The following is a 16,633-nucleotide window of genomic DNA, read 5'->3' on the forward strand; positions in this document are numbered from 1 at the left end:
CACTACTTAGCTTTCCTCCACTAGTAGGGCAATTCCTCATAATAGCTTGCCACCCTATTAAACAAAAAATTATACCCCAACTTTTGGGGTGGGACCCCCCAGCGATTAACTATTCCTCTACTGCTGGAGCACTCCTTTATAGCTGTCGGCCTTCTCATTAATTAAAGGCTCACTACTTAGCTTTCCTCTACTAGTCAGGCAATTCCTCATAGTAGCTTGCTACCCTATTAAACAAAAAATTATACCCCAACTTTTTTTGGGGAAAAGTTTCCTCAACTATTGGGGTGGCCCCCAGCTATTGGCGTTAGACAATCTATTCTTCCACCGCTGGGACACTCCTCTATCATTGTCTGCCTCTATATTAAGCAAAAAACAACGGAATCTCTATGAAACACTCCTTAACATCTTACCATTTAATTCCTTGTTCAAAATTAAAGAAATTATCTGGATCGTACTTAGCTTTTACCAATTTTAATCTCGGTAAATTTTCTCCATAGTATTGTTTTTCATAGTTTTGTTGGGCGATTGGGAAATTAATAAAGGATCCTTCTGTATAAGTCGATAAAATTTTAAATCGTTCTTCTACCCACTGACGGTTAGTTGGCGCATATTTCGACTCTTCCCAGACCGATTGGAATCCTAAAATAAAGATAGCATCGCGATAATAATATGCACTTTCTTGTGGACTAACATCAGACACGGCTCCACCTACTCCATAAAACGTAATCGCTGTGTATAATGAACCTTCGGCACGTACCTCAATTAAATGAAGCATCTCTTTTAATTCTACCTCTGTGTAATGACGATAAATAAATCGTCCACCTGAACGATACTTTTCAAAATCAGGATGAGAATCTTGGACTGCACGATTCGCTTCAAGCACTGACATATAATCTAAGTCATAATCTGTCCCATCATTAAATTGATTTAGCAATGCATCGGCTTCTTCTTTCGTTCCATAAAAGATCCCCGTTAATCTAACACCTTGTCCCTTTGTTTCAGAATTATACATCGCCATTTTTAAGTTTAAACGACGATCTAAGTCTTTAAAAAATTGTTGATAACGGCTAGCCACCTCAATCACTTTTTCTACACTAACGCGTTGATAATCAATGTTAACCAATGTACACATCGCCATTTTTTCTGGTAACTTATATGTCAACTTTGTTACAACACCAAAGTTTCCACTACCACCACCTTTTAAAGCCCAATATAAATCAGGATTCATTTGATGATTGGCTACTAGCTTGTCTCCCTTATAATCAATGACTTCAGCTTCAATTAAGCTATCACATCCTAAACCGTATAAACGGCTTGAATATCCCCAGCCTCCACCAAGCGTAAATCCAGCGACACCTACCGTTGGACACCCTCCACCTGGAAATGGATATCCTGCACCGCAAACAGCTTCATATAATTCACGATTTCGAACTCCACCTTCAACGGTAACGATTTGATTGACTTCATCCAACTTTATTTTATTTAAATGACTTACATCAATGACTAGAAGATCATTACCTGTTGAATAGCCTTCATAATGATGAGATCCTGAGCGAATACGAAATGGTATCTTATTTTCTTTTGAGAATTTTAAGGCATTCATAACATCCTCTTCATTTTGACAATAGACCATAGCTTGTGGATATTTTTGAATTGCTCGATTCCAAGCTTGTCGACTTTCTTCGTATTCAAAATCATCTTTCGTTATAACTTTTCCTGTTAACTTTTTAAAGTTCATTTTTCACACCTTCAATCTCCTAAACTCATTAACATATTAGTATACCTTAAAAGTATTCTCAAAAGAAAGACATTTCAATACGAATAAAAAGTGCAAAGGAAATTTCCCTTTACACTTTTTATTATTATTCAGCTTTTAATACATAAACACGTGATGCATAGTCTCCATTTTCACCATTATATTTTTCAAGAATTTCTCCACGTGTAATATCACTTGTTAGTAATCCTAAGTTCATTAACTCATCTCCGTAATGAGTTGTTTCATTAATAGATACATGATACTTAAAGTTTTCGTTTAATCCTTGTAATTTTACACGTAAATAACTGTTATTTACTGTTGTTAATGGACGATAGTATCCAACTAATGCTGTTTTTTGGTCGGGTGAAACCATCATCCAGGAAGTAATATCATTTTCAAATGGACTTAGTAAACGATAGAAAGTTCCATGCATCATGGTTTCACGGTGTTCTTTAAAGAATTCAATTTGCTCGGCGACCTGTTCTTTTTCTACATCTGTTAATTTATTTAGGTCTAGTTCATATCCAAATGTTCCGAAATAAGCAACATTTGCACGTGTACTAAGTGGAACCTGTCTAAATGTTTGATGATTCGGAATGGCAGAAACGTGAGACCCCATACTACAAATTGGGTAAACCATTGAAGTTCCGTATTGAATTTTTAATCGCTCTATGGCATCTGTATCATCACTTGTCCATGTTTGTGGTGCATAGAATAACATTCCTGGATCAAAACGTGCCCCACCACTTGCACAAGATTCAAATAAGATTTCTGGATACTTTGAAGTTAAGCGGTTATATAAATCATAAACACCTAAAATATATTTATGCATAACTTTTCCTTGATCTTCTGCTTTTGCAGTAGCAGAGAAACATTCTGTAATGTTACGATTCATATCCCACTTAATATAAGAAATTGGTGTTTTTTCTAATACTTTATCCATTAAATCAAAGATATAATCAACAACTTCAGAACGTGAGAAGTCTAATACATATTGATTACGACCATGACATGATCCGCGATTCGGTGTTGCTAAAATCCAATCTGGATGAGCACGATATAAATCTGAATCTTTATTCACCATTTCTGGTTCAAACCATAATCCAAATTTGATTCCTAAGTCCACAACTTTTTGTGCTAATCCTTCAATCCCATTTGGAAGCTTTTCATGATTCTTCACATACCAATCACCAAGCCCGCGGTGATCATCTTCACGATTACCAAACCATCCATCATCTAAAACAAATAATTCTACCCCTAAATCTTTTGCTGTTTTGGCAATGTTTAGAATTTTATCCTCATTAAAATCAAAGTAAGTTGCTTCCCAGTTATTAATTAAAACAGGACGAACACGATCACGCCAATAGCCACGAGCTAAACGAGTACGATATAACTCATGATAAGTTTGACTCATTCCATTTAATCCATCTTGGCTATAAACCATAACTACTTCTGGTGTTTGGAATACTTCACCTTGATTTAATACCCAGTTAAAACGATTTGGATGTAATCCCATTGTGATACGAGTCACACCATATGTGTCAACCTCAGCTTGCGCTAAGAAATTTCCACTATAAACAAAGCTAAATCCATAAACTTCTCCAGAAAATTCATCAGCATTTGGACGTTTTAATGCAAGGAATGGGTTATATTGATGGCTACTTGTTCCACGCATGCTGTAAATTGCTTGAATTCCATGCTCTAAACGACGTGATTTAACATGACGTTCACGTGACCATGATCCTGTTAATTCAATCATCTCATAATTTGAATCTGGTAAATCCACACAAGCACTCATGGCATTTGTTAACGTAATTTTTTCTTCCCCTAAATGATTGAATCGTGCATTACGTGTAATGACTGGGCGTGTTTCATAAATGGTATAGGTTAAAACTAACTCCGTATTAATTACTTCATCTTTTAACGTAATTTCTAGTGTTTTTGCCTCATCTTCATCTTCTACATAAGTGGCAGGTAAACAATCTATTAACGCCGGTTTACCACGATAGATTTTGTGTGATACATACTCAAAATGAGTCACATGACTTCCGTTTTCCTGCATAATTTCATAAGCTGGATACTTAAAATCTCCTGTTCCATAAGTTGGGTACTCTAATTTAAAATGTTCCAATGTAAAAAATGGATTTCCTTCATAAACACAAGCTGCCATTGCACGTTTACTCGTTTCTAATAAATGTGCAAAGGAGTCATTATGACGGATTCTTTTTCCATAATATAATTGTCCTAATTGGTTATTCTGTAAAATTGTTATAATATAACTTACATGATCATTATATAAATGAAATTCTTTTGTTACTTCATTAAATAAAATTGCCATTTTACTCTCTCCCTTTTAACACGTTTGGCGTTTCAAATATGGCTTCATTATAAAACAGAATACGCTTACTTTAAATGTCATCATGTTAGTTATATATGGCTAAATGTATTATATGAAGTAAAATTTATTAAAAATAAAAAAAAGCGCGATCATTAAGAGGGGAGATCACGCTTTTTTTTATTTTAGTATTCAAACAAAAAGTTTTGAAGTACTGATAATGGGGGATAAATTACATTTGAAAAAGTCTTGGCAAGGACTAATCTTAGTATTTCAATTTGTTGTCTTGAATAAGACTTTTTTATTATTTCATATAAATCGAATAAAGACAAACAATTTACTCTAACCAATAATTGTATTTATACTGTATGCACTCTGTATCGACTCGATGTTTTTTTTACCTATCTTTTCACTATAAAAGAACTACCTTTTTTAAGATAGTTCTTACCTTTTTACTGAGCTAAATAATTTACCTCACGATTTAAATGTTGTAGTGAAATTTCATCCGAATCGTATCCCAACATGGCTTTAAACAATTCATCATTATCCTCTAAAACCCAATTGCCATCTACTTTTGTTAGATTTAGTTCTAATTCACGAGTAACATACTGCTTTTTTATATCAGGATTATCGATTAAGTTAACTAAGACACTAATCTCAAAATCATCTATTTTAGAACCAACTGATGTTAATTCTTCATCGATGACAGGTTTAATCGTTTGTTCTACTAATCCCGCTTCATAATCTTCTAACATCATATCTAAATTTACATTACTAATTTGTACTTTTACCGTTGCTTGATCATCCGTAACATTACTTTCTAACACCTTATAGTGCATCGTTGGTAGTACTTTATTTAAAAAGACTGTTTCGACACTAGAAGTTGTTGATAGACGAATGGCGATATCTTCATTATCATATTGAAGAGACTTATAGTGATCAAGTAACTCTACGACACTTTTTTGAGGTAAATATCTTTGGTAACTAGCTGTAAATAATACAAATAAAAACACTGGAATAATGATTGCTGCCACGGTCCTAACTTTATTTTCCACTGGGCCACCTCCTAACAATATTATTATAATTACCATTATCTTCTTAGATATTCCAATTTTAAAAACTAAAGTAAAATGACTTGCTGAGTCAATCTTGACTCATCTGCTGCAAAAGCCATTCTATGACTTTCTAGTGAAACTAATGCCGATGTTTTAGCTTCATGTTTTTTCCCATTTAAGTAATCCTCAACAGCGTCAACAAAATCTTGTAACAATCTTGAATCTCCACCACCATGTCCCTTGTGTCCTGAAATATCATCTTTCGGCTCAATAACCTCAACTTGCTTCGTTAAAAAATCATAAACTTCAATTTGATTAAATCCCATGTGCCCTCGAATTTCTCCTTTAGAACCCATGATTTTAATTGTTCTCGTTACCTCATGCGTAAAGGCGCTTAAATTAAATGTTGCACTAACTCCATTTTCAAATTCTAAAATTGTCACCTGATGATCCATCACATCATTATCACAACAATAAACGCAACGTCCGTAAGGTCCATGTGCTAAAGCTTCTTTGACCCCTTCTTCTGTTTGATTTTCAGTAATCACAGATGTTGGCCATTTTCCAATATTTTGTGGATATAATTTTAAAGCTGAATAAGGACAATCTGATTCAATTAGGCAATCAATACAACGTGATGATGCCTTTAGTGGCATACACTCCTTCTTAAAATGCTGAAGGTTTCCAAACGATGCAATCTTTATACATTTTGCCCCCACCAAGAAATTTAAAATATCGAAATCGTGACAGCTCTTCGCTAAAATAATAGGGCTCGTTTCCACTGAATTACGCCAATTCCCACGCACAAAACTATGCGCCATATGATAATAACCAATATTCTCATTATGCTGAATCGATGCAATCTTTCCGATTGCCCCTTCATCAATTAAACGTTTAATCGTGCTAAAAAACGGTGTATATCGTAAAACATGACAAACCATAAACACTTGGTTTGGATAATTTATAGCTAAATTCTCAAGCTTATCCACCTCCTCGAGTGTATTAGTCATCGGTTTTTCGAGTAGGATATGGTATCCTTTTTCGAGCGCTAATTTAGCAGGTTCATAATGCATGTCATCATTCGTACAAATAAGCACCGCGTCACAAAATTTATCAATCGCTAGTAACTGCTCCCAAGACTCGAAGACAAACTCATCTCTTAGATGATGATGATTCTTCATATACTCGCGTCGCTCCCTAATCGGTTCTGCTACCCCGACTACTTCAACCCCTTCCATTCCTTTTAAAACATAATCTGCATACGTATCTTTTCCTCTTTGACCCGCACCAATCACTGCAACCTTAATCATAACTCTCTCCCTCTTTTTTTAAAAATATCATCTATATTCTTTATCATTCTATCGAAACATTTTTCACATTTTTAAAAATCAACCTTCATAAATAAACCTTATTTTTAGTAAGGCCTGCCATAGTCCTGATAAAAGTTTTCCAACTATGAAAAACTTATCACTACTTATATATATTCACGTGCCTATCATTACAGACTATCTCGTACTGTATAAAACATAAAATAGTTTCTATCTTTTAATATAGAGGAAATAAAACTTTTCTAATTATGAAAAGCTTATCTAAAATCCTACATTTATGTCTTTAAATTTAATTTCATAAAAAATTTGTCAACATATGAGGAATATGTTATAATTCTGCCTAAGAATCAATGAAATATATTCTGTATATGGGTACCTGGAATATATCGAGATATTGGTACAACCGGCTTTTTAAAATGAGCCGGTTTTTTTTCGGCCATTTTGAGAAAACAAAAAAACTCAGGTTATTTAACCTGAGTCAACTTCTTTTTATTTATCTTCTCTAATCATATAACGATTTTCGTCTTGGTCATAGAAGGTAAACATTTTTCCATAAGGCATGATTTTTAAATCATCAACCTTAATTCCTTTTTCCTTCATTTCTTCATAGGTAACCTGAATATCTTGTGTGCTTAAAATAATTGATGGATGTTCAACATTTGTTTGTGGATTTTGAGATTTCATTAGTGCTTTTTCATAAATAACAAATGATGTTAGGCTATCTGTTTGGGGTTTTACTTCTACCCATTTAAAATCAGGTCCCATTGGTTTAATATCACAATCAAATCCCATTTTTTCAGTCCAAAAGGCCATCGCTTCATCTTGATTTTGAACATAAATCGTTACTTTACTAATATAGTTAATCATGTGTATCCCTCCTTTGGTCTAACCTATTCTATCATATCCCCACTACTTTGCCCAAATATATGACCTTTTTTTCTAAGTATATCTAGTCATTCCGAAAAATTCAAATTAACTGATAAGTGATCTCTCCCTATGACTGTTGATTCAAAAACATTTCTTGCATTTGAAGCATATTCCTCAGGTGTTAATAATGCTGCCCCAAAATGTGTTAACAGTAGCGACTTAACATTCCCCTTTTTAGCTAATGTCGCCGCCTCTTTGAAGGTCATATGTTTATTTTTAATCGCTTTTTCGATTTCTTCATCAAATGCATAAGTTCCCTCACAAATAAATAAATCACTACCTTCGATAAAAGGAATAATCTCTAAAATCGGACGAGTGTCTGTCACTAAACTAACTTTAATCCCCTTGCGAACTTCACCAAGAACAAGATGCGGATAATATTCTCTCTCCTCATAAAATATGGGCTCATCTGATTTTTGTAATTGATTCCAAATATCCTTTGGAACCTTATTAGATAGAGCTTTTTCTAAATCAAATTTTGGACGTCGTTTAACATATAGTTGATATCCTATACAGGGTGAGGAATGATCAAGCTCTAACGTTTTAATGACTATCTCTCCTTTATACAGCTCAATTTCCTGTTGTGGATTCTCAATCACGTTTATTTCATACGGCAAATACTTTGCGATGACGCGAGCTGCTGATACAGCTTCGCTAATCCCCTCTGGTCCTAAAATTAAAAGAGGGTTAACTCGTCCACTATTTCCAATCGTTCCAAGTAACCCTGGTAACCCAATAATATGATCACCATGAATATGCGTAATACAAATCATATCAATACTTTTAAATCCACTATTGATTTCTCTCATAGATACCTGGGTTCCTTCTCCACAATCAATTAAAATTTTATTCCCTCTATAAGTGATGAGCGTTGCCGATAAATATCGCCCTGGCAAAGGCATCCCACCCCCAGTTCCTAATAGTGTAACATCTAACATAACCTTTTCACTCCTTTTAATGTTTATATATATGTAGCTAAACTTATATATTTAAAATGATAAAATCAATCTATTTGTATACAAAAAAACTGCTTTAACTTAGTTCCCACCTAAGCTAAAGCAGTTTTTCCTCTGATACAGTTCATTGTAACAAATGAATTGTTACTCTCATAAAAATTCAAATGACAAATTAGAAGACATTACCCTATTTATTCTATAATTTTTATTTTTTAGCTCTCTCCTTCTAAAAAATAAAAATTTTCATTACTTCTGTATTGCTCCCATTGCAAAACAGAAGTTAATTAATTCCCCAATGTACATTACCCTTTGTACATCATTATCATACTATAAACGAGTGATATATATACAGAAAAAAAATATCACATCTAACTTGTGATATTTTCAGAAAACTAAAAAATTATATAAAGGTGAGTACTCTTCTTCACTTAATGAAGTACGAGTTGATACCTGTTTAAGAAATGTCTTTTTTATTTGATTAACAGTATCTTCAGGAAGAGCTTCTGTTTCAACCAGCTCTTTTAACTCTTGTTGTAGTAACACTACTTTGTCCATTTGTTTAGTACGCCAATATAAATCTAATTGTTTATCAAACCACATTTTTTTAGAATTAGTACTCCAAGAGGATAAGATAGTGGACTTAATTTGTGTATAGTATGATTGAGCTTCCTCATATTCCTCCATCTCAAAATATACTGCACCAATTAATAAAAGAGTTAAGGCTTTTTCTAAATCACTTTCACGATACGAAAAAGCTTTTTTTAATATTTCTAATGCTTTTGAATACTCGTGGTTTGCTATGTAATTCCACCCTAAAGAATGATAAATATGTTTTAAATACGGTTCATACTCTGGCTCATCAAGTAAAGCTAATAAATAATCTCGGGATTCTAATATCAGACCATTATTTCGTAAAATTTCTACTTTAATAAGGATTGCCTTGACATAATGCTTAGAAGGATAAATATTAGCTTTAGAAGTTAATTGGTTAATCATTTCTAATGCTAACTGATGCTGTCCCATTTGATAATAAGTAAGGATTAACAATACATCAATCTCTTTAATTTGTTCTTCAGTTTTTGCGTATCCAATGGCTATTGAAAGTTTTGAAATAGACTCTACATATCGTCCTAACTTTCTCAACATAATTCCAAATTGTTGATATAAATGATAGGGATTAATATCTTCTTTAATGGCTCGATCAATGGCTATTTGAAAATGTTTAACGGCTTCTTGACCATCATTCCTCATGAAATAATACTGCCCTAATAATTTATCCAACTGAATCATATAGCTTGTTAAATTATACTGCTTAGCCACACTCATCAATTCATCATATTGGTCAACAATCGTATCTATTGTTAAACGTTGTTCAAAAAATTCACGTGCTTGCTCCTCTGGGGTTTTTAAAAATTCATCCAATGTATATAATGACCGCATTTCACCTTCTGTTAATGTAACTAAGGCATCATATATATCAATTAACGTTTTTTCTGGAGGTTGCCGCTTATTTGTTTCAATCATACTTAAATAATGTTGAGTAATCCCAAAATGTTGAAAAGTCCCCTGTTTTAAATGAAATTGTTGTCGAACTTGACGTATTTTTTCTCCAACTGTATAAAACAACTACTTCACTCCTAAACTAGTTTTTTCATTATTTTTTATTTTTTCTATCTATAAAGATACCATATCTACTCAAAACAATACATTAAATTTCCTATTTTGCTAAATATAATGTCAAAATTGAGATAAAACAGGAAAATTTTTTTTAATAATCAGAGAATCTATCGTATTTAATCGCAAAAGATAAACTTTATCATACAATGTATTATAAAGAATTTTTATTATATTTATTCCTATGGAGGTGTGAGTACAGATGACATCCTCTAGCTATGATCAAGCCATTAATAATTTAATTGCATCCATCGCTTTAGAAGAAACATCTTTATCTCAAATCATTCAATCACAGGCCACCAAATTAGATACAATTATTAATAATCAGGGGATAACAGCAAATGATTTGCAAGATGTTGAAGCCTGTTTAACATCCATGCATCAAGCTATTTCTAAACTTGAAACAATTCTTGAAGCTAAAATTGAATTTTTTGATTCCGAATATTCTCAATAAAAAACTATCTCAAGAATTCTTGAGATAGTTTTTTATTAATTGCTATTTATCCAAATTTTTTCTTTAAGTTTTGCAACTGAATGGATTAATGCTTCTTTTGTTTTAACTTCAAGTAAAATCATTGGGTTATTACCTTTTACTAAATTGAATACTTCATCTAAATCAATCTCTCCACTAAACAATGGTAAATGATCATGAGTTCCTTTAGCATCATGCATATGAATGTGTTTCACCCGATCGATATGTTTTAAAATAAATTCATGATCACAATCCTTATGACAATAATCATGCCCAACATCCCACGTTAAACAAAATCGATCGCTTTGAAGTAATATTTCAACGGCTTCTCGAATATGAGGACGATCAAAAATCCCCGTATTTTCAATTGCAATCATTACACCTGTTCCACCTAAAAATAAATTAATTGCTTCTTTACATGATTTAATATTCTCTAAATAATCTTGTTTATAAGTTTCATATAATTCTACCGTTTGTTCAGGCATTGTGAAATGAATTCCTGGATTCATATGTAAATTTAAAATTTTAATTCCCAACCGATCCGCAATTCCAATCGATTCTTCAATAATCTTCAAATAGGCCTCTCTCTCTCTTCGATTGAAATGGCCTAAATCCAACTCTTCTGGTAAATGAATGGTAAATTCAACCCCATATTGCATTTTTAATCGATTAAGATATCGAACATTAATCCGATCAGGTTGACAGATTGGTAAATTTGCATTTAATTCTATAAAATTTAATCCTATTTTCTCACAAAATTGAATATTTTCTTCAATGTCTTTTAATTCTAATAACTGTGGCATTCCATATTTGATTCCTCTCATTAAACTCCCCCCCTTTCGATTAATCAATAAGGAATTTTATCCTCTTGCTTATCCCACATCTTAAAAATATCTAATGCATTTTCTCTTAATAGCGGCTTTAATTTTAAAATATTGGTGTTTTGTTTTCCTTTTAAATAATCATAAATGAACTCATCTGCAAATCCTATTTTATTTGCATCTTCAACCGTACAGCCATAATAGACCGTTTCAATTCCAGCCCATAATATAGCAGATAAACACATTGGACAAGGCTCAGAAGAGGTAAACAATAAACAATCGTTTAATTTAAATGTATTTAGTGTTCGTGAAGCTAATCGAATTGCATTTATTTCAGCATGACAAGTTGGATCATTTTCTTTTACGACAGTATTATGAGCTTTCGCAATCACTTGATTATCTTTCACAATCACTGCACCAAATGGTCCCCCATGTTTACACTTCACGCCATTTTCTGCTTCTTCAATTGCCATTTTCATATATTTTTCCATCTTCATCACCTTTTTATAAATGAAATTAAGACTCCACTATAATATATATCCACTTTATTATAAAAATAGACTAATTGTTTCAAAAAAAACATAAAAAAAAACTGTGAATAGAAACTATCCACAGTTTTTTAGCTTATTGTTAAAATTATAATTTAACGATGTTAGCTGCTTGAGGTCCACGGTTTCCTTCAACGATTTCGAATGAAACTTTTTGACCTTCTTCTAAAGTTTTGAATCCTTCTCCAGTGATTGCTGAGAAGTGAGCGAATACATCGTTCCCTCCATCAACAGTGATGAATCCGAATCCTTTTTCTGCGTTAAACCATTTAACTGTACCTGTAGTCATGAGAACTACCTCCTAATAATAACAATTCGCTTAAAGCCATATTTAAAAATTTTCATTCAATTAAAGCAGCGTAACACCACAAAAACTTGTTCAAATTTATAAAAAAGGACTATTAAGTTGTCTTCATTATATCACGCTCAAATAAATTAGGCAAACGAAATCTATTTTTTATGTATATTTTTTTATTTTTTTGTTCGACATATATTCAAAAAAACGACATTTTATGATAAAATGTGATTTTTTCCCCTTTTATTCTGATTTTTCCCAAAAGAGGAATCACTTAAAATTAAGTGATTCCTCTTTTTTTATTAGCCTAAAGATTCTTGAGACATTTGACGTAACTGGTTAAAGAATTTCTTTAATAACCAAATGGAAACTAATAATGTAATTAAATCACTTGCTGGTTGCGCAAAGAAAATGCCCTTAACACCTATTAACATCGGTAATCCTATAATAAAAGGTACTAAAGCTAGCACTTGACGAATTAAGGTCAATAAAATTGAAGGTCTGGCATGCCCAATCGCTTGGAAAAAAGTAATACACAACATAACAAATCCTACAATAGGGATGAAACTAAAATTAATTCGTAAAGCAGTGACTCCTAACTCCATCAAGTCTTGATTATTTGCACCACCAAATAAATACACTAATTGACTAGGGAAAAGTTGAACTAAAGCCCAAATCACTGTTGTTATGGCAGTAGAAATGAAACATCCAACTTTCATCATCTCCATCACTCGCTCATAGTTTTTAGAACCATAACAATAACCTAAAATAGGTTGTAATCCTTGACTTAATCCACTAGCCGGCATAATAACAAAGGTCATAATACTTGAAATAATAGCATACACAGAAATCGCAAGATCTCCACCGTATTTTCCTAAGTAAACATTATAGATTAAACTAATAAATCCAAACGCAATTTGAGCAATAAACAATGAGACACCTAATTTTGAAATTTTTTGAATAATAGATAGTTGAATTTTAAAATAATCTTTCTTTATTTTTATAACAGTATGACCACCAAACACAATGTAAAATCCGATTAACGCAGAAACAACTTGTCCTAAAACAGTCGCAAGTGCCGCCCCTTCTACACCCCATCCGAGTCCTATAATAAACCAAGCATCAAGCACAATATTTACAATGGCTCCACTAGCTGAAATAATCAATGCAAGATTTACTTTTCCTGACACACGTGTAAAATCATTAAAAACAAAGGTTAATCCTTGAAATACACTTCCTACTAGCATTATAAAATAGTATTGTTTAGCAACCGGTAAAACAACCTCACTTGCTCCTAAAACCTTTAAAAAGGAATCGCCTACTATCCATAAAACAAGTGTTACTACTAACTCTAATCCAATAATGTATAAAAACGAGTTTGCAAATGCTCGATTTGAATTCTCTATATCTTTTTCACCTAGGTTTAAAGCAAATAAAGTTCCACCTCCAGCACTGACTAAAAGAGCAAATCCCATTACAATAAAAGTAATAGGGAAACAAATAGATAATGCCGCTAACCCAATATCCCCTACATAATTTCCAACAAACATTCGATCTACAATGTTGTAGATTGCACTAATTAATAAAGCAATAATAGCAGGAGTTGAATATTTCATAATCAATGGAAATGCCCTACTCTCTTCCATCGGATTGTTCATTACTAAAACTTTTTTACTCATTTCTACTCTCCCTTTTCATAGCCTTCTGAAATTTTCTTCATCTCAATTGATAATTTTTGGATGGTTTCAACCGCAAGTTCACAATTTTCATATCCAATTCCTTCAATTACAGCTAACAATCTAGTATGATAATTTTTAACACAACGATTTAAGGTCTCTTCTCCATGTTTTGTTAACTCAATCAAAACAACTCGTCGATCAATTGATGAGTGTTTTTTTTGTACCATGTTTAGTTGTTCTAGTTCATTTAAAAGTTTTGTAATATTAGGTGATGTAATTTTTAATCCTTTACTAATATCCGTTACTTTAACTTCTCCTTTCACTTGATGTACCTTTGAGACCATTTGCAAAACTTGAAGATGACTTTTACGAATTTTAGCAGGTAAAATTGGTAAGTAATCAATTGTCTTTTTAGCTTCAAATAACATATCAATAACATCACTAATTAACTTCTCTTGTTTCTCTTCCAATTCTGTCCCTCACTTTCGAATATATATATGTATGTAACATATATATATTATATAACTTTATTTTGAAATTTCTATAATTAAATAGACTATCTTCATTTAGGAGATTTTGTTGGATTTTAAGAGCGATAAATATATGTTATACTATCCACGAGGTGGTAATAATGGATTATAATGAGTTATTAAATATAACAACTCGACTGGGACAGATGCTTCTTGAAAATGGAGCTGAAATATACAGGGTTGAAGAATCAATTCAACGAATGGCCTTGGCTTATGGTGTGAAAGAAGTAGATGTCTACGCAGTTCCAACCACTATAATCGTAACCATTAATACAGTAGGAAACTGCAACATAACAAAAACAAGACGAATTCATCAACGTTCAACGAACTTAGATAAAGTTGAACGCTTAAATAATCTTGCAAGATATACCTGTCAAACGACACCTGATTTAAAAGAAGTTAAAGAGGAATTAGAACAAATTCAAGCAAGACCAAAGTTTGGATTCAAGATGCAACTTTTTGCTTATGCTCTAACGTCTTCAACTTTTACTTTATTCTTTGGTGGAACAGTTTACGATGCATTATGCGCGCTTTTGATTGGCCCTATTATTAAAATTATTTCAGAATTAATGGATCGATTCCGAACGAATCCTTTTTTTATTACAATTATTTGTAGTATGGTTGCAGCCTTTTTAGCCGTCGTATCTTACGAACTTAACTTTGCACAAAATATTGATAAAATGATTATTGGTTTAGTCATGAACCTCGTACCTGGGGTTGCCTTAACCAACTCAGTACGCGATGTTATTGCTGGAGACTTTATTGCCGGTCAAACAAAAATGACGGAAGCTATTCTAACCGCAACTTCAATCGCTATCGGAACCGGAATTGCCTTATCAATGTCTAATATTTTTTAGGAGGTATCCTATGTCTATTATTCTCCCTTGTCTTTATTCCTTTTTAGCCTGCATTGGATTTTGTATTATTTTCAACATTCGCGGAAAAATGATTTTTTATGCCTCTATCGGCGGAGCCCTTGCCTGGCTTACCTTCGAATTAGCAGCCGTCTATCAAAATGACTTAATTCAATACTTCGCGGCAACTGTTGTCCTTTCTCTTTATTCAGAAATTATGGCACGTGTTCACAAAGTACCTGTTACCATCTTTTTAATTGCAGCCTTAATCCCACTTGTCCCCGGAAGTGGAATTTACTACACCATGGAACATTTCATCCAAGGAAATACACAAGAATTTTTATCAACCTTTATTCATACCTTTGCTATTGCAGGATCTTTAGCATTCGGAATCCTCCTGGTTTCATCACTCGTTTATCTGTGGAAAAAAATCGAAAATAATCATAAATTAAAATTAAATAAAAAATGATGCCGCATGGCATCATTTTTTATTTGGTTGACTTAATATAACCTTTTTCAACAAAGTCAGTGACAACTTCATGAATAAAATCAATAAACTCTTGTGGGCCTTTATCCAATGTAATCTGATTACGTTTATAAACTTGCTCATCTGTAATTTGGTGCACCTTCCAGGTCCCACCTTCATGAAGATAATTCATAATAAAAGGATGTAAACGATCAAGCATGGCAGCATACTGTGCTTCCTCTGTTTCACAAGCCTCAAATTCATCCCATAAACGACGTAACTCTTGACCTTGGTCTGATTCTAAAATTCCAAAAATTTTATCTGCAGATAACTGTTCTCTTTCTTCCTTATCCTCATACCCAGTTTCATCAAATGCAAATGTATCTCCTGCATAGATTTCAACTAAATCGTGAATTAGAACCATCTTAATTACCTTCAAAATATCTGTGTGAGGCATATATTCGTGAAATAATAAGGCCATCATTGCAAGTGACCATGAATGCTCAGCATCATTTTCACGACGGCTTCCATCTGCAATGGATGTCATACGTAAAATATTTTTAACTTTATCAATTTCAATTAAAAAATCTAACTGCTTCTTAAAGCGATTTGACGTCATAAAAAATATCCTCCTTCTCAATACTTTTAAAAAGTATAACATAAATTGGTCCTCTCTTACAGAACCGCGGCCTTTTTGTAAGATATAAAAATGACATTCTTATATTCTAATTAATATAATGCAACTATAATTAAGGTTTATCCTAGAGAAGTAATAATGAAAAACACTTTTTAACTTTTGGATAGGTTACAATTAATTAGACAGTTTTTTTAAGGTCATGTAGAATTATAAATAATATCAATCTAAAGGAGCTTTAACATGACCCAAACTAAAACTCGTAGACCACGCCGTACGTATACAGATGAATTTAAAAACCAA

The 16,633-nt window shown here is 32.7% G+C and carries 16 protein-coding genes and 1 riboswitch; of the genes, 3 read left to right on the forward strand and 13 right to left on the reverse strand.

What is annotated here, in order from left to right:
* Positions 1-406 precede the first annotated feature (406 nt).
* The 7 genes from J6D32_RS06165 to J6D32_RS06195 form a co-directional block, all read right to left on the reverse strand.
* Positions 407-1,738: an FAD-binding oxidoreductase gene (locus J6D32_RS06165; RefSeq protein ID WP_129821330.1), complete on the reverse strand. Its 1,332-nt coding sequence runs from the start codon at positions 1,736-1,738 to the stop codon at positions 407-409.
* A gap of 124 nt (positions 1,739-1,862) precedes the next feature.
* Positions 1,863-4,094, reverse strand: coding sequence for an alpha-galactosidase (locus J6D32_RS06170; RefSeq protein WP_009607158.1), 2,232 nt, complete (start codon positions 4,092-4,094; stop codon positions 1,863-1,865).
* Positions 4,095-4,543: 449 nt separating this feature from the next.
* Positions 4,544-5,146, reverse strand: coding sequence for a hypothetical protein (locus J6D32_RS06175; protein ID WP_006783636.1), 603 nt, complete (start codon positions 5,144-5,146; stop codon positions 4,544-4,546).
* Positions 5,147-5,211: 65 nt separating this feature from the next.
* A complete protein-coding gene (locus J6D32_RS06180) occupies positions 5,212-6,456 on the reverse strand; it encodes a Gfo/Idh/MocA family oxidoreductase (RefSeq protein WP_147633384.1) in 1,245 nt (414 codons plus the stop codon).
* Positions 6,457-6,808: 352 nt separating this feature from the next.
* A riboswitch (cyclic di-GMP riboswitch) is annotated at positions 6,809-6,892 on the forward strand.
* Positions 6,893-6,963: 71 nt separating this feature from the next.
* Positions 6,964-7,341, reverse strand: a complete 378-nt coding sequence (locus tag J6D32_RS06185; RefSeq protein WP_287467404.1) for a VOC family protein — start codon at positions 7,339-7,341, stop codon at positions 6,964-6,966.
* 86 nt (positions 7,342-7,427) lie between these two features.
* Positions 7,428-8,339 (reverse strand): ribonuclease Z, encoded by a 912-nt coding sequence (locus J6D32_RS06190; protein ID WP_006783639.1) that lies wholly within the window; start codon positions 8,337-8,339, stop codon positions 7,428-7,430.
* Positions 8,340-8,741: 402 nt separating this feature from the next.
* Positions 8,742-9,983 carry a helix-turn-helix domain-containing protein gene (locus J6D32_RS06195; protein WP_006783640.1) on the reverse strand — a complete coding sequence of 414 codons (1,242 nt, stop codon included), beginning with the start codon at positions 9,981-9,983 and terminating at the stop codon, positions 8,742-8,744.
* Between the two features lie 250 nt (positions 9,984-10,233).
* Between J6D32_RS06195 and J6D32_RS06200 the strand changes: the two genes are divergently transcribed.
* Positions 10,234-10,485 carry an alpha-helical endospore appendage domain-containing protein gene (locus J6D32_RS06200; RefSeq protein WP_009607157.1) on the forward strand — a complete coding sequence of 84 codons (252 nt, stop codon included), beginning with the start codon at positions 10,234-10,236 and terminating at the stop codon, positions 10,483-10,485.
* 35 nt (positions 10,486-10,520) lie between these two features.
* On the opposite strand, the gene J6D32_RS06205 is transcribed toward J6D32_RS06200, so the two are convergent.
* The 5 genes from J6D32_RS06205 to J6D32_RS06225 form a co-directional block, all read right to left on the reverse strand.
* Positions 10,521-11,327 (reverse strand): sugar phosphate isomerase/epimerase family protein, encoded by an 807-nt coding sequence (locus tag J6D32_RS06205; RefSeq protein WP_006784855.1) that lies wholly within the window; start codon positions 11,325-11,327, stop codon positions 10,521-10,523.
* Between the two features lie 23 nt (positions 11,328-11,350).
* The gene (locus J6D32_RS06210) at positions 11,351-11,815 is read right to left on the reverse strand and encodes a nucleoside deaminase (RefSeq protein ID WP_009606302.1); all 465 of its coding nucleotides are present in this window, start codon (positions 11,813-11,815) and stop codon (positions 11,351-11,353) included.
* A 145-nt stretch (positions 11,816-11,960) separates the two neighbouring features.
* The gene (locus J6D32_RS06215) at positions 11,961-12,161 is read right to left on the reverse strand and encodes a cold-shock protein (protein WP_006784853.1); all 201 of its coding nucleotides are present in this window, start codon (positions 12,159-12,161) and stop codon (positions 11,961-11,963) included.
* Positions 12,162-12,469: 308 nt separating this feature from the next.
* Complete coding sequence (locus tag J6D32_RS06220) at positions 12,470-13,846, reverse strand: MATE family efflux transporter (protein WP_055164550.1); 1,377 nt, start codon at positions 13,844-13,846, stop codon at positions 12,470-12,472.
* A gap of 2 nt (positions 13,847-13,848) precedes the next feature.
* Positions 13,849-14,316, reverse strand: coding sequence for a MarR family winged helix-turn-helix transcriptional regulator (locus tag J6D32_RS06225; protein ID WP_006784851.1), 468 nt, complete (start codon positions 14,314-14,316; stop codon positions 13,849-13,851).
* Positions 14,317-14,477: 161 nt separating this feature from the next.
* Here J6D32_RS06225 and J6D32_RS06230 point away from each other — a divergent pair, with 161 nt between their 5' ends.
* Both J6D32_RS06230 and J6D32_RS06235 read left to right on the forward strand, forming a co-directional pair.
* Positions 14,478-15,233: a threonine/serine exporter family protein gene (locus J6D32_RS06230; RefSeq protein WP_006784850.1), complete on the forward strand. Its 756-nt coding sequence runs from the start codon at positions 14,478-14,480 to the stop codon at positions 15,231-15,233.
* A 10-nt stretch (positions 15,234-15,243) separates the two neighbouring features.
* Positions 15,244-15,699 carry a threonine/serine exporter family protein gene (locus J6D32_RS06235; protein WP_006784849.1) on the forward strand — a complete coding sequence of 152 codons (456 nt, stop codon included), beginning with the start codon at positions 15,244-15,246 and terminating at the stop codon, positions 15,697-15,699.
* Between the two features lie 19 nt (positions 15,700-15,718).
* Here the strand turns inward: J6D32_RS06235 and J6D32_RS06240 are convergent, their stop codons facing one another.
* A complete protein-coding gene (locus J6D32_RS06240) occupies positions 15,719-16,315 on the reverse strand; it encodes an HD domain-containing protein (RefSeq protein ID WP_006784848.1) in 597 nt (198 codons plus the stop codon).
* Between the last annotated feature and the right edge of the window lie 318 nt (positions 16,316-16,633).

Origin of the sequence: Turicibacter sp., from assembly GCF_017941855.1 — a bacterium.
In the GTDB taxonomy this organism is placed as follows: domain Bacteria; phylum Bacillota_I; class Bacilli_A; order MOL361; family Turicibacteraceae; genus Turicibacter; species Turicibacter sanguinis.